The following is a 13,105-nucleotide window of genomic DNA, read 5'->3' as shown; positions in this document are numbered from 1 at the left end:
AATGCCTTGCGATGTGGCTCACCCGACGGCTAGCGTCCACATGATGAACACTCGCACGGTTCCCGGCGCCCAGGCCATCGGCCGCGCGGCGCACCTCCTGCGCCTCGTCACGGCCGCGGGCACCGAGGGAGCGCAGACCGCGGACCTCGCACGTCGCGCCGACCTGTCGCGCTCGACGGCACATCGGCTGCTGTCGGCGCTCCGAGCCGAGGGCCTCGTCGATCAGGACGAGCGGAGCGCGCGATGGATGCCGGGGCCCGAACTGTATCTGATGGGGACGGTCGCCGCCGCCCGGTACGACATCACGACACTGGCCCGCGACATCGTCCGCTCACTCGCCGTCAAGACCGAGGAGAGCGCGTTCCTGTCGGTGCGGCGAGCCGACGAGACCGTGTGCCTGCTGCGCGAAGAAGGGGCCTTTCCCATCCGCTCGTTCGTGCTGAGCGAGGGCGTCCGCTTTCCCCTCGGCGTCGCCTCGGCGGGGCTGGCGATCCTGTCCTTCCTGCCCGAGGCCGACGTCGACGCCTACCTCGAGCGCCGCCCCGACCTCGACGAATCATGGGGCGCGAGTCACGGCCTCGCACCGCTCCGCACGCGCCTCGCCGAAACGCGCGACCGCGGCTACGCGGTCAACCCGGGGCTGATCGTCGAGGGCAGCTGGGGTGTCGGGGCGGCCGTGTTCAACCGCGCGGGGTACCCCGAGTGGGCGCTGAGCCTGACGGGGGTCGAGTTCCGCTTCGGCCCGGACCGCCTGGCGGGCCTCGGCCGCACGCTGCTCGCGCACGCACACCAGCTCTCGACCCGCATCGCCGCCGCCGGGCGCTGACCCCGCCCATCCACCGCGAACGGTCGCGACTCGCCGCGCAACATCGCGGCCACACGGCGAGTCGCGACCGTTCGGTGGGGGCAGGCGAGCGAGGCCACAGCATCCCTGCCGCCTGCCGCACCCGAGCCGTAGGCTGAGATCATGCGCGCGACGACGATCCATGCTGCCCGAGACATCCGAGTCGAAGAAGTCCCCGACCCCGTACTCAGCTCGGGTCGCGACGCCATCGTCCGGGTCGTTGCGGCGTGCGTCTGCGGCTCGGACCTGTGGAGCTACCGCGGCGTGCGTACCCCCAAGCCGGGCTCGCGCATCGGGCACGAGTTCGTCGGAGTGGTCGAGGCGCTCGGCAACGAGGTCGAGAACGTCGCGGTCGGCGACTTCGTCATCGCACCGTTCTACGACTGCGACATGACGTGCGTGAACTGCCGCAACGGCGTCTCGACGTCGTGCCTCGAGCACTCCTGGTGGGGCTCGCGCGATCACTTCGGCGGGTTCGCCGACGGAGCCCAGGGCGAATACGTCCGCGTGCCGCACGCCGACGGGACGCTCGTGAAGACCCCCGAGTACCCCTCCGACGACCTCATTCCCCACCTTCTGACGCTGTCGGATGTCTTCGGCACCGGTCACCACGCGGCCCTATCCGGCGGGGTCGGTCCCGGCAGCACGGTCGTCGTGATCGGTGACGGCGCCGTCGGGCTCTGCGCCGTGCTCGCCTCGAAGCGCCTCGGCGCGGAGCGCATCGTGCTGATGTCTCGCCACGCATCCCGTCAGGCGCTCGGTCGCGAGTTCGGCGCGACCGACGTGATCGCCGAGCGCGGCGCCGAGGGGATCGCCGCCGCCAAGGCCCTGTTCGACGGCATCGGACCCGACGCGGTTCTCGAATGCGTCGGCACCCCCGAGAGCATGGACCAGGCCATCGCCACGGCGCGCCCCGGCGGCACGGTCGGATTCGTCGGCGTTCCCGCCGAGGGCAACTCGGTGCCCGTGGGATCGCTCTTCGGGGCGAACATCGGCCTGCGCGGGGGCGTCGCTCCCGTCCGCAACTACATAGAAGAGCTGTTGCCGGATGTCTGGAACGGCGTCGTCCAGCCGGGTCGCGTGTTCGACCTGACGCTGCCCCTCGATGAGGCGGCCGAGGCTTACGCCGCGATGGACGAGCGCCGCGCGATCAAGGTGCTGCTCAAGCCCTGACCTCCTGCTCTACCGACCGGCGGGAGGCGCGATGGCACGGCGGCGACGCGGTCTTGCCGCGGTGATCGGAGTAGCCAATCGACCGACCTAGCGGGCGATCCAGAACGTCTGTCGACCGGAGACTGACCACGGCCGCTCCGGGCCCACCCGCGCATGAGAAAAGCCCTGGTAGATGGCGAGATCTATCAGGGCTTCCCAGTGCACCCCCTGGGACTTGAACCCAGAACCCACTGATTAAGAGTCAGTTGCTCTGCCGATTGAGCTAGAGGTGCAAAGGCCGCCCAGGTGGAGCCGGGCGAACCGAGGGTCAACATTACCATCACGGTTACGTCACTCGCGAATCGTTCAGGCAAGCCCCGGTATCCTGGGCCCGTGACCTTCCCCACGTCGCCCCTCCCCGGCGTCGCGCACGCCGATCCGACGCGTGCCGATGACCTCTCCCTTGCGCTCCGACTGGCGGATGCCGCGGCCGCCGCATCGATGGCGCGTTTCGATGCCGTCGACCTCCACGTGCAGACGAAGCCCGATGCCTCGCCCGTGTCCGAGGCGGATCTGGCTGCCGAGCGGGCGATCCGAGACATCCTGGCGCAAGAACGGCCCGGCGACGGGATCCTCGGCGAAGAGTTCGGAACCACGGGCGATAGCCGTCGCCAGTGGATCATCGATCCGATCGACGGCACCGCCAACTATGTCCGCGGCATCCCGATGTGGGGCAACCTGATCGCACTGGCTGTCGATGGTCTGCCCGTCGTCGGCGTCGTCGGAATCCCCGCGATCGGACGCCGCTGGTGGGGCGCCGAAGGCCTCGGGGCCTGGACGGACACGCCCGATGGCGGCGAGCGCCGGCTGAGGGTGTCGTCGGTCGACACCCTCGACGAGGCCAGCGTGAGCTTCCAGAGCATCGCGCAGTGGGATGAGACCGACCACCTCGACGCCCTCATCGCGCTGACCCGCCGAGTCAAGCGCGACCGCGGATACGGCGACGTCTGGCCCTACATGCTCCTTGCCGAGGGGCGCCTCGAGTTCGTCGCCGAATTCGGCGTTCAGGAGTACGACATCGCCGCCGTCGTCCCCATCATCAGCGAGGCCGGCGGGCGCGTCACGTCGTTCGAGGGCGAGCAGACCCTCTCGGCACGTTCGGTGATGGCGACCAACGGCATCCTGCACCAAGACTTCCTCGATCTCGTCCACTCCCCCACCCCGCGCGGCTGATCTGGACACCATGACTCGCTCTCGCGCGGTTCCCCGCACTCGCACGGTCATCGGCGCGGCGGCGCTCGTCGCGGCCCTGGCGCTGACGAGCTGCGCGGCGACCCCGGATGCCGAAGCAACCACGCCGCCACCGAGCACAGCGCCCAGTGCGACGCCGACCCCGACCCCCACCGAGATCACGCCCGTCGTGCGCCCCGGTGATCTCACCTGCGAAACCCTGATCGCACCGGACGTCGTCGCGGCGTTCGTCGAGGCCGGCTGGGAAGCGCAGGAGGATGTGTTCCGCATCGGCTCGCGCGAGTTCCCCGACGGACTGTGGTGCATCTGGGGTGCTGCGGGCGCCGTCACCGCGAGCGTGCAGATCTACGGCTGGGCCGGAATCGACCCCGCCGACGCCGAAAAAGCGCAGACCGAACTGACCGACGGCGGTTGGGTCGCCGAAGAGACGCCCGACGGTGTGTACGTCACCGAGAACCCCGACACGACCGTCGCGACCGACGACGACGGCTACGGCATGACGTTCCTGTTCGGCGACGGCTGGGTCGCGGTCGCCGACACCAAAGAGGGTCTGCTCGTCATCGAGCGCCCCGCCTGATCTGTGCCCTCGGCCTTGCGTGCCCCGAGACGCTGGCTCAAGCTCGAAGGGTGCAGTTCACCGGACACCTTCCCGAAGACGCGCCCGACCCGCGGCTGGAACAGGCCGCCCGCGTTCGGGATCTCCCGTTCGCGGTGATGGGGCTCGTGCCCCAGCCGACCCTCGAAGACTGGGACGGCCTGGGGATGGAGGGCACCGGCGGCAGCGGCGGCCACTCGCACCAGGCCGTGAGCATCAGCTACACGCTGTGGCGCAACCCCGAAGACCGCGACGATCCCGCGAACCTCGCGGAACTGGACGACCAGACGCGGGCCTCTCTCGATGTCGAACCGCCGTGGCCGCGACCGGTCTGGCTGCTCGATATGGTCGAGCGGATGCGGTATCCCATGCTCTGGGAGGCTGTTCGCACGTCGTGGTATCGCGAATCGAGCGAACACTCGACACTCGAATACCAGCTCGTGCACCACACGAACCACATCCTGATGAACCGGTTCCGCGAAGAGCTCGGGCTGGACATGGGGCGGCCCGCACACGAAGGCTCCTGGCGCGCGACCGAGGCGTCGATCAACCGCTCCGCGTTCCTCGTCGTCAACGGCGTCGAGACGGCCGCGTGCGAGATCGACACCGACCCGTTCGTCTACGCGGTCGGTGTGCGACTCGCACCGGACCTCGTCGCCACAGCGGTGATCCCGCGGGAATTCCTGCCGCACGTACGCGTCCAACTGGACACGCGAGAGTCGGCGTCAGCGTAGCGCCGGACATCCGAGAGGAACGACGGTGCGGAACGGGGCCCGGGGGCACCGAAAACGCCACATCAGCCCCACCGGACCTCTCGGATGTCCGCCCCACCGCAGGCTAAGCGGCCTCGATCTTCCGCATCGAGCCCGTCATCGGCATCGGGGCCGGAACCGCGTGCCCGAGGGCGCGGTAGTCCCACCCCGCCTCACGCCAGGCGTCTTCGGGCAGGCAGTTGCGCCCGTCGACGATGATCCGCTGCGACACCAGGTCACCGACGACGTCGGGGTCGGCGAGACGGAACTCGTCCCATTCCGTCAGCACAAGCACGACGTCGGCACCGCGCACCGCGTTCTCGAGCCCGTCGGCATACGACAGCGTCGGGAACAGGCGCTTGGCCGTGCCCCCGGCGGCCGGGTCGTAGACCGTGACGTGCGCCCCGCGCAGGTGTAGCGCCGCCGCCACGTTCAGCGCCGGCGAGTCGCGAACGTCGTCCGTGTCGGGTTTGAACGCCGCCCCGAGCACCGCAATGCGCGTGTTCAACACCGAGCCCCCGACCGCGCCGAGGGTCATGTCGATGATTCGCTGGCGCTGGTCCATGTTGATCTCGTCGACCCGCTGCATCAACATGACCGTCGAGTAGGCGCCGAGTTCGCCGGCTCGGTGCATCAGGGCACGGATGTCCTTCGGCAGACATCCGCCGCCGAACCCGAGCCCGGCGTTCAAGAACTTGCGGCCGATGCGTGAGTCGTACCCGATCGCATCCGCAAGAACACCGACGTCCGCTCCGGCCTTCTCGCACAACCCGGCGATCGCGTTGATGAACGAGATCTTGGTCGCCAGGAATGCGTTCGCGCTCACCTTGACCAGCTCGGCGGTCGCCAGATCGCAGGTCACGACGGGCGCCCCGTTCGCAATGGCGGGACCGTAGAGCCGACGCAGCCGGTCCTCGGCCCACGGTGACGCCCCGCCGATCACGATGCGGTCGGGGCGCAGGGTGTCTTCGACCGCCATCCCCTCGCGCAAGAATTCGGGGTTCCAGATCAGCTCGACATGCATGCCCGGCGCGATGGTCTCCGTCAGCATCGTCCGCAGCCGCGACGCGGTTCCCACCGGCACCGTCGACTTGCCGACGATCAGACCGTCGTGCGTCATGGCCTCCACCACCTGCCGCGTGGCGGAATCGACGAATCGCAGATCCGCTCCGTGACTCGATGCTTGCTGCGGCGTACCGACGCAGATGAAGTGGACATCGGATGCCGCGACCGCCGCCGCGAGGTCCGTCGTGAACCGCAGGCGGCCGGTGGCGACGTGCCGCGAGATCAGTTCGGGCAGGCCGGGCTCGAAGAACGGCACCTCGCCGCGTTCGAGCGCGGCGACCTTCGCGGGGTCGGTGTCGACGCCTATGACGTCGAAGCCCATCTCGGCGACGGCCGCGGCGTGGGTCGCGCCGAGGTATCCGGTGCCGATCACGCTGACGCGCAGGGGTGCGTCGAAGTCGTCGGTGGGCAGCGGCGGAACCGCGTGCACGGGGCGGGTGGGGATGATCTTCACGATGCACTCCTCGAGCTGGGGAAGGTGGAGCGGGGCGGGGATACGGCGGATGGATGCTGCGGGGCGGGGATTCCGGGGATGGATGCAACGGGTCTTTTGCGTTGGCGGACGTGCGGGATCAGTAGGGCTTCAGGAAGAAGTTGGCGGCGGGATCGGCGATCCCCGCCGTGAAGGCCTCGAGCGAGTCGGCGCGCGAGTCGATCCGCCAGTCGTTCGTGACCCGTTCGCCGCCGGTGATCGTGGTGACGGCCAGGTTGAACCACGACAGTCCGATCAGGTCCGAGTTCTCGGGGCGGGTGAACGCGTCGAGAACGTCGGCCACCCAGGCGGCCTTGTTTCCGCCGGTTTCGGATGCTCCGATTTCGGCCAGGATGATCGGCTTGTCGGTGATCTGGCGCAGCTGGGCGAGGGTCGGTCCGAACGTGTAGTCGAAGGTGAACTGCTGGTTCGAGGCGTATGGGGGGCGGAGGTATCCGGAGATTCCGATCCAGTCGACGTACTCGTCGCCCGGGTACAGGGCGGTGAGGAACTCGACCGACTTGTTGCGGCTCGGCAGGTTGTTGATGATGTTGGGCGCCCAGGTCCAGATCACGAACTGGTTGGCGCCCTCGGCCTCGAAGATGTCGTGCACGTGCCGCCAGACCGCGACGTAGTCGCCCGGCCGGTTGCCGTTGATCGCGCTGCCGTTGCCGAAGGTCTCGGACCACGGGTACCAGATGCCGTTCATCTCGTGATTGAGACGGATGCCGAGGGGCAGTCCGGTCGCCACGATGTCGCGGGCGTACTGACGCAGGTAGTCGTCGAACGCCCCGGGGACACCATTGGCGGGATCGCCGAGGATCCGCGGCAGCGAGTAGTCGGGCTCTTCCACCGCGTCGTTCTGCGCGGCGATCGGCCGTGACTCCCAGGTGAGCATGGGGAGCAGACCGCGTTCCCAGGCCCGCGTGACTGCGTCGCCGCGGTAGGTCTGATCCCAGCCTCCGAAGTATCCGACCATCGACTGACGTGTGCCCGCCTTGAGCGCCGCGTCGTCGAAGGTCGCGAAGTTGAACGGCGCCTGGGCCGTGTACATGCCGAAGTGCCGCTGCGTCGGGTTCAGGAGGGTCTCGAGCGCGGGCGCGGTCACCGGTGCGACGCTCGGGGCGGCGGGAGCCGGCGGAGGCGCGACGGGCCGCGGTTGCACGGGCGAGGTGACGTTGCGGTAGATGACGACCCGGTCGGGCCCCTCGGGCTCCGTTTCTTCCTCCGGGGTCGGGGTCGGGGTGGGCGTCGGGGTCGGCGCCGCCGTGGGGGTGGCGGACGGTTTCGGGGTCGCCGTGCGCTCGGCGGCCGCCTGGGCCGCGTCGAGCTGTGCCTGCAGCGCGGCCTTCTCGGCCTCGCTCGCGGCGAGCTGCTCTTCGAGCGTCAGCGGGCGGGGCCCGGCACCGGGGCTCGCCCAGACGGCCGCGCTCGTGACGCTCAGCGCCAGGATCAGGACGGCGCCGCCCAGGGCCGCACCTCGGGCGGATCTCGGGGTGGCCGCCCACCAGCTACGGGGTCCGCTAGACAATGAAGATCGCCTCCAGTGCGAAGATGGCCAGGCCGATCACGTACGGCCAGGCGGCTTTGGGGTTCAGGCGTCGCCGGGGCGGCGCGATCTCGGCGGCGCTCCCCGCGGTGCTCTCAGCGATGGCGGCCACCTCGGTGCTCGTGACGGTTGCTGCCTCGGCGCTCACGGGTGTGGGCCCGGTTGCCGAACGAGCCCGGTCCTGCCGGAGTGCGACCCGCGTCGGCGCCTCGACCATCACCTGGCCCTCTTCACCGCGGCGCAGGGGGCCGTACGGGACCGAGGTCGGTCCCGTCTGCGGGGCGGAGGGCGAGCGCCGGGACGAGGCATCCGTCCCGTCGGGCTCGATGCCGAGCTTCGCGAGTTCTTGATGCATACGGTCGCTCTCGGGGTCCGTTCCGAGCAGCTCATCGTCGCTCGTCGGCGCCGCACCACCGGCATAGGCACCCGCTCGGGTCCCCCAGCCGCTCGCGTGACCCATCCGGAAGAATCCGATGAGGCGGATCGGCATCAGGAAGGCCGTCGAGGTGATGATGAAGATCGGCAGCCGCAGGAAGTCGCTCGGGCGTTCGGCCAGGTGCCGCAGCTGGCGGATCGCCATGCTGAGCACCGACGAGAGCACGATCAGTCCGACCACCCAGATCAGCCCCGAGCTCATGCCGAACTCGTTCAGGATGGCGACATAGAAGTTGTGCCCCTCGCCGACCGCGGCGCGGTAGATCCAGCCGCCGATGACCCCGGCGAGCAGGAACGGAAGCACGATGTCCATCACCATGAACATGGTGAGCAGGGGCGCGTGGCCGAGCATCCACGGCAGCATCCGCAGCGTGTTGTACTGGCTGCCGCGCGCCCACCGCAGCTGCTGCTTGTAGAGCTTCTTCACCTTCAGCGGGGCGTCCGTGTAGACGAGGCTGGTGTGCTGGTAGACGGTGCGGTAGCCCTCTTTGAGGGTCAGATTCGTGAGCGTGCGGTCATCCGAGATCTCCAGGAACACGCCCATGAACTTCTCGTTCATGAACTTGTCCATGACGCGGACCAGGATGTCTCGGCGGAACGCGATCGTTCGGCCCGGGAGGCAGCCGACCTGGCCGAGAACGCTCTGTGCCGGCATCGAGTACAGCGATCGGGTGTTCTCGAGCCAGTCGGCCCACCGGGTGATCCAGCTGCGCTCGGGATCGAGGATGCGCTGGCGGGTGGTCGCGCCGCCGACACGCTTGTCGCCGAACGGCTTGACGAGTTCTTCGAGGGTTCCGGGCGCCCAGACCGTGTCCGAGTCGACCAGCACCGAGATCTCGTACTGGGACAGTTCGACACCGACCTTCACCGCGTTGCGCTTGCCGGCGATCGGCGTGTGCACCCAGCGCACCTTCGGGGCGAACTCGGCGCACACCTCTTCGAGGCCGAGGTTTCGAGCGCCGTTGATCACGACGATGATCTCGTCGGGCTCCTGCTCGATGATGCGCCCGAGGACGTCGCGGAACAGGTCGAGTGGCTCGTCGACCACCGGGATGATCACGCTCGTGGTGGCCTCGTGCCGCTCGGCGAAGGGCCGATAGCGCTGGCTGATCAGAAGCTTCGTCAACCACAGGCCCCAGATCAGGAACGAGTAGACCGCGAACAGGTACAGCTCGGGATACCCCTCGAGCATGTGCCTGACCTGCAGCAAAAAGATGAACATTCCGCCCCCTCGAATAGGTGCTTGCGTCCCGCGGCGCTGGGGGTTGGTGCTGACTTTCTCTGTCTCGAGTCTTCGATCAGGCTGAAGCGACCTGCAAGAAGGCACCGGGGGTGTTTACACGATCGAAACGGATGCCTCTGGGCGCATATATCTGGCGCGAACAACGAATCACCAGGCCAGGAGGTCTTCTTCTTCGACGGCGGCGCGTAGCACGACGCGACCCTCGCTCCCAGACACCGTTCACGCGGCCGTCAAGAGCCGGAATCATGCCGGAATCATGGGGATTCTCGCTCTGTCCCCCACCCGGCGGACAGGCTCTCAGAGGCCTCGTCCACCGTTCGGAGGACACTGTAGCCCATTCGGGGGACACGTGCGAACTCCGGAATGTTCGCGTCGCGGAGCAGTGTTCTCGAGCGGGTCGCTTCGACCCCCTCGGCGGCCGGCCTCATGTTGTCCGAACCCAGACCTGACGGTCCCTGAGCCTGTCGAAGGGAGCATTGCGACCCCAGCGAGTGGGACCGTGCCCTGCACGGACGACGACTGCGGGCACAATAGAGCCGTGCCACGTTCGAGATCGACTCGCGTCCTCCGGGGTGCGAGCGCGGCCACGATCGCGACATTCGTCGCGCTGGTCTCGCACGTGTCGGGTGGCGGCGAGGTCCCTGGTCCACTCGGGATCGCGGCGCCGTGGATCCTCTCGGTCATGGTCTGCACGCTCCTCGCCGGCCGAGTTCTCTCGCTCACGCGCCTGTCGATCGCGGTCGTGATCAGTCAGGCGCTCTTCCACGTCCTCTTCGTCCTCGGCACGACTCCCGGCGCCGCGGTGACAACCGGGCACGTGCACGACCACGCCGCGATGCTCGACACGGCGCTCGACACGACGCTCAACACGATGGCGACGGCCGCGCCCCTGACGGCGTCGGGCACCTCCGCCGCTCTCGCCGCGGGTTCCACCATGTGGTTCGCCCACGCCCTCGCGGCCGCGGTCACGGTTGCCGCCCTGTACCGCGGCGAGCGCGCCCTGCGGCGCCTGCACGACCTCGCCCGGCACGCCCGAAGCTGGCTCGGCCGTCTCGTGACGGTTCTCGAAACGCCCACGCCGGAGCATCCCTCCCTCGCGCCCGCGCGCGCGCGTCGCATGGTTCTGCTGCATCCGCTCGACCATTCCGCGTCGTCGCTGTCGCGGCGCGGACCACCCGCCCTCCCCGTGATCTGACTTCTGCACGTCGCCGCACAGAGCGGCGACGCGTCCATCACGTGCCGCGGATGATCCGTGGCGACGTCCGCGCACCCCTCATGATCGAGACCGCGCGGACGGGGAAGGAACGCATGTCTTCGCGAAAGACAATCCTGCGCGGCACCGCAACCGTTGCTGCGGCGATGCTCACGGCAGCCGTCGTCGTCCTCGGCGCGGCTCCGACTGCGCAGGCCCACGACGAGCTGCTCGACAGCACGCCCGCGTCGGGTGAACGTTTGAGCACAGCACCCGCGTCGGTCTCGCTGACCTTCTCGGCCGACGTCCTCACCCTGGGAGCGGTAATCATCGTCGTCGACGCTGATGACCGCGACTGGGTCACGGGCGACATCGCCGTACAGGGTGGTGTCGTCTCGGCGCACATGGCCGAGGGGATGCCCGCTGACGGCTATGAGGTGCGTTGGCGGGTCGTTTCGGGCGACGGGCATCCGATCAGTGGGGTCATCCCCTTCACGGTCGGTGACGGCGCTCCGATCGTCCGACAGCCGGTGGCATCGGACGCGGCGACGGGCCCGACCGCGGAGACGAACGCGCAGGCAGACAGCCAGATCACACAAGAGCCGGGACTCGCGCGAGTCCTGGTCGTGGGCGCGATCGGAGCGGCCATAGCTGCCGTCGTCGTCGCGCTCGCCTTCTTCATTCATCGCCGCCGGTCACGCACGGGCGGCACCGACACGCCGTCGACGTGACGGCCGTCGAATCTCCGAAAGGTCTCTTGTGATCACTCGTACGAATGCGCGCTTCGGCGCGCTTGCACTCATCGCCGCTCTCGCCCTGACGGGCTGCGCGACGACCCCATCCACGAACGCTGCCACCGAAGCCGACGGCGTCACGATCACCGACGCGTGGGTGAAGTCGGCCGACGCGGGAATGTCGGCCGCCTTCGGTGAGCTCTCGAACACCGGCTCAGAAGACGTGACGGTCGTGTCCGCGACAACGAAGGCGTCGAGCATGATCGAACTGCACGAGACGGTCGAGAACGACTCGGGCGAGATGGTCATGCGCGAGAAGGATGGCGGCTTCGTCATCCCCGCCAGCGTATCCTTCATGCTCGAGCCGGGCGGCAACCACATCATGCTGATGGACCTCACCGCCCCTCTCGTCGCCGGCGACGACGTCACCGTCACCCTCACGTTCGCGGATGACTCGACGCTCGAGTTCACCGCTCCCGTCAAGGACTACTCGGGCGCGAACGAGACGTACGAGGGCGACGAAGACATGGACATGGGCAACTGATGTCGCCCGACCGGGATGCACGTCCCGGTCGTCCCGGCTCGACCCGGCGGCAGTTCCTCCTCGGAGGGGCTGTCGTCGGGGTCGGCGCGGCCGCGGCGATCGGAATCGACTACGCGGTCGCCGGGGCGGCCGGGGCGGCCAGCGTTCCCCTGAACGGTGAGGTGACGGTGCCGTTCCACGGCGCCCATCAGGCGGGGATCGACACGGATGCGCAGAGTCACGCGACTTTCGTGGCCCTCGATCTGCTTCCCGAGACGGATCGCCCGAGCCTCGGTCGGCTCATGCGGATCCTGACCGACGATGCCTCCCGCCTGACCCAGGGCATCCCGGCCCTCGCCGATTCTGAGCCTGAGCTCTCGGTCGCGCCCGCGCGCCTGACCGTGACGTTCGGCTTCGGCCCGGGCTTCGTCGCGCGGGCGGCCGGAGCCTCGCCCGCGTGGCTGCGGCCCCTGCCCGCCTTCGCGATCGATCGGCTCGATCCGGCGTTCGGCGATGGCGACCTGCTGGTTCAGGTTGCGGCCGACGATCCGCTCACCGTCGCGCACACGACGCGCATGCTGCTGAAGGACGCGCGCAGCTTCGCGACCGTCCGGTGGACGCAGACCGGATTTCGGCGGGCGCACGGCACCGTCAAGCCGGGAACGACCATGCGCAACCTGTTCGGGCAGGTCGACGGCACCAGCAACCCGTCGCCGGGCACCGTGGAGTTCGACCGCATCGTGTGGAACCGCGACGGATGGCTCGCGGCTGGCACCGGCATGGTGCTGCGCCGCACCCACATGAACCTCGACAAGTGGGACCGCCTTGACCGCAGCGGCCGCGACCAGTCCGTGGGGCGGTACCTCTCGAACGGTGCACCGTTGACGGGAACGGACGAGTTCGACGAGCCCGACTTCGAGGCGAAGACCGCGATCGGGTTTCCCGTCATCCCCGAGTTCTCGCACCTGCGCCGGGCACGCAGCGAGAATCCGGACGAGAGGATCTTTCGGCGCGGGTACAACTACGACGATCCCCCGCCCGCAGGTCAGATCTCGGACTCGGGCCTGATCTTCGTGTCGTTCCAGGCCGATGTCGACCGCCAGTTCGTGCCGATCCAGCGTCGCCTCGCCGACCTGGACCTCCTGAACGAGTGGACAACGCCCGTCGGTTCGGCGGTGTTCGCGGTCCCTCCCGGGTGCGCGGCGGGTGGCTACATCGGCGAGACCCTGCTCGGCTGAGGCGCGATCCTCCGCGCCCGGGCGTACATCTGGAAGGAACGACGAGCGCTCAGAGGGCCG

General features: G+C 68.9%; 12 protein-coding genes and 1 tRNA gene. 9 read left to right on the top strand and 4 right to left on the bottom strand.

Going from position 1 to position 13,105, the window contains the following annotated elements; all coding sequences use genetic code 11:
- Positions 1–43 precede the first annotated feature (43 nt).
- Together CGU35_RS04975 and CGU35_RS04970 are read left to right on the top strand one after the other, a co-directional pair.
- Positions 44–826, top strand: coding sequence for an IclR family transcriptional regulator (locus CGU35_RS04975; protein WP_100811288.1), 783 nt, complete (start codon positions 44–46; stop codon positions 824–826).
- A gap of 141 nt (positions 827–967) precedes the next feature.
- Positions 968–2,017: a zinc-dependent alcohol dehydrogenase family protein gene (locus CGU35_RS04970; RefSeq protein WP_100810511.1), complete on the top strand. Its 1,050-nt coding sequence runs from the start codon at positions 968–970 to the stop codon at positions 2,015–2,017.
- A 199-nt stretch (positions 2,018–2,216) separates the two neighbouring features.
- On the opposite strand, the gene CGU35_RS04965 is transcribed toward CGU35_RS04970, so the two are convergent.
- Positions 2,217–2,289 (bottom strand) — tRNA-Lys (locus CGU35_RS04965).
- A gap of 100 nt (positions 2,290–2,389) precedes the next feature.
- Here CGU35_RS04965 and CGU35_RS04960 point away from each other — a divergent pair.
- From CGU35_RS04960 to CGU35_RS04950, 3 genes are read left to right on the top strand one after another with little or no spacing between them, the layout of a single operon-like run.
- Complete coding sequence (locus CGU35_RS04960) at positions 2,390–3,229, top strand: inositol monophosphatase family protein (protein WP_232711155.1); 840 nt, start codon at positions 2,390–2,392, stop codon at positions 3,227–3,229.
- 10 nt (positions 3,230–3,239) lie between these two features.
- Entirely contained in the window at positions 3,240–3,824 is a 585-nt protein-coding gene (locus CGU35_RS04955) for a hypothetical protein (RefSeq protein WP_100810510.1), read from the top strand.
- Positions 3,825–3,874: 50 nt separating this feature from the next.
- Positions 3,875–4,576 carry a hypothetical protein gene (locus CGU35_RS04950; protein ID WP_100810509.1) on the top strand — a complete coding sequence of 234 codons (702 nt, stop codon included), beginning with the start codon at positions 3,875–3,877 and terminating at the stop codon, positions 4,574–4,576.
- Between the two features lie 103 nt (positions 4,577–4,679).
- Here the strand turns inward: CGU35_RS04950 and CGU35_RS04945 are convergent, their stop codons facing one another.
- The 3 genes from CGU35_RS04945 to CGU35_RS04935 form a co-directional block, all read right to left on the bottom strand.
- Positions 4,680–6,107 carry a UDP-glucose dehydrogenase family protein gene (locus tag CGU35_RS04945; RefSeq protein ID WP_232711220.1) on the bottom strand — a complete coding sequence of 476 codons (1,428 nt, stop codon included), beginning with the start codon at positions 6,105–6,107 and terminating at the stop codon, positions 4,680–4,682.
- A 124-nt stretch (positions 6,108–6,231) separates the two neighbouring features.
- Positions 6,232–7,662 carry a glycoside hydrolase family 26 protein gene (locus tag CGU35_RS04940; protein ID WP_232711154.1) on the bottom strand — a complete coding sequence of 477 codons (1,431 nt, stop codon included), beginning with the start codon at positions 7,660–7,662 and terminating at the stop codon, positions 6,232–6,234.
- Positions 7,655–9,337 (bottom strand): glycosyltransferase family 2 protein, encoded by a 1,683-nt coding sequence (locus CGU35_RS04935; RefSeq protein ID WP_100810508.1) that lies wholly within the window; start codon positions 9,335–9,337, stop codon positions 7,655–7,657. The genes CGU35_RS04940 and CGU35_RS04935 overlap by 8 nt, the downstream gene beginning before the upstream one ends.
- 559 nt (positions 9,338–9,896) lie before the next feature.
- Between CGU35_RS04935 and CGU35_RS04930 the strand changes: the two genes are divergently transcribed.
- The 4 genes from CGU35_RS04930 to CGU35_RS04915 all read left to right on the top strand — a co-directional run bounded on the left by CGU35_RS04930 (position 9,897) and on the right by CGU35_RS04915 (position 13,045).
- Positions 9,897–10,553: a hypothetical protein gene (locus CGU35_RS04930; RefSeq protein ID WP_100810507.1), complete on the top strand. Its 657-nt coding sequence runs from the start codon at positions 9,897–9,899 to the stop codon at positions 10,551–10,553.
- Between the two features lie 113 nt (positions 10,554–10,666).
- Positions 10,667–11,281: a copper resistance CopC family protein gene (locus CGU35_RS04925; RefSeq protein ID WP_232711153.1), complete on the top strand. Its 615-nt coding sequence runs from the start codon at positions 10,667–10,669 to the stop codon at positions 11,279–11,281.
- Positions 11,282–11,309: 28 nt separating this feature from the next.
- Entirely contained in the window at positions 11,310–11,828 is a 519-nt protein-coding gene (locus CGU35_RS04920) for a copper chaperone PCu(A)C (RefSeq protein ID WP_198519521.1), read from the top strand.
- Entirely contained in the window at positions 11,828–13,045 is a 1,218-nt protein-coding gene (locus CGU35_RS04915) for a Dyp-type peroxidase (RefSeq protein ID WP_100810506.1), read from the top strand. Before CGU35_RS04920 ends, CGU35_RS04915 begins: the two co-directional genes overlap by 1 nt.
- Positions 13,046–13,105 lie beyond the last annotated feature (60 nt).

Origin of the sequence: Microbacterium sp. BR1 (assembly GCF_002812725.1) — a bacterium.
Classification (GTDB): Bacteria; Actinomycetota; Actinomycetes; order Actinomycetales; family Microbacteriaceae; genus Microbacterium.
Note: the sequence above shows the minus strand (reverse complement) of the source record. Positions and strands in the feature narration are given on the sequence as shown.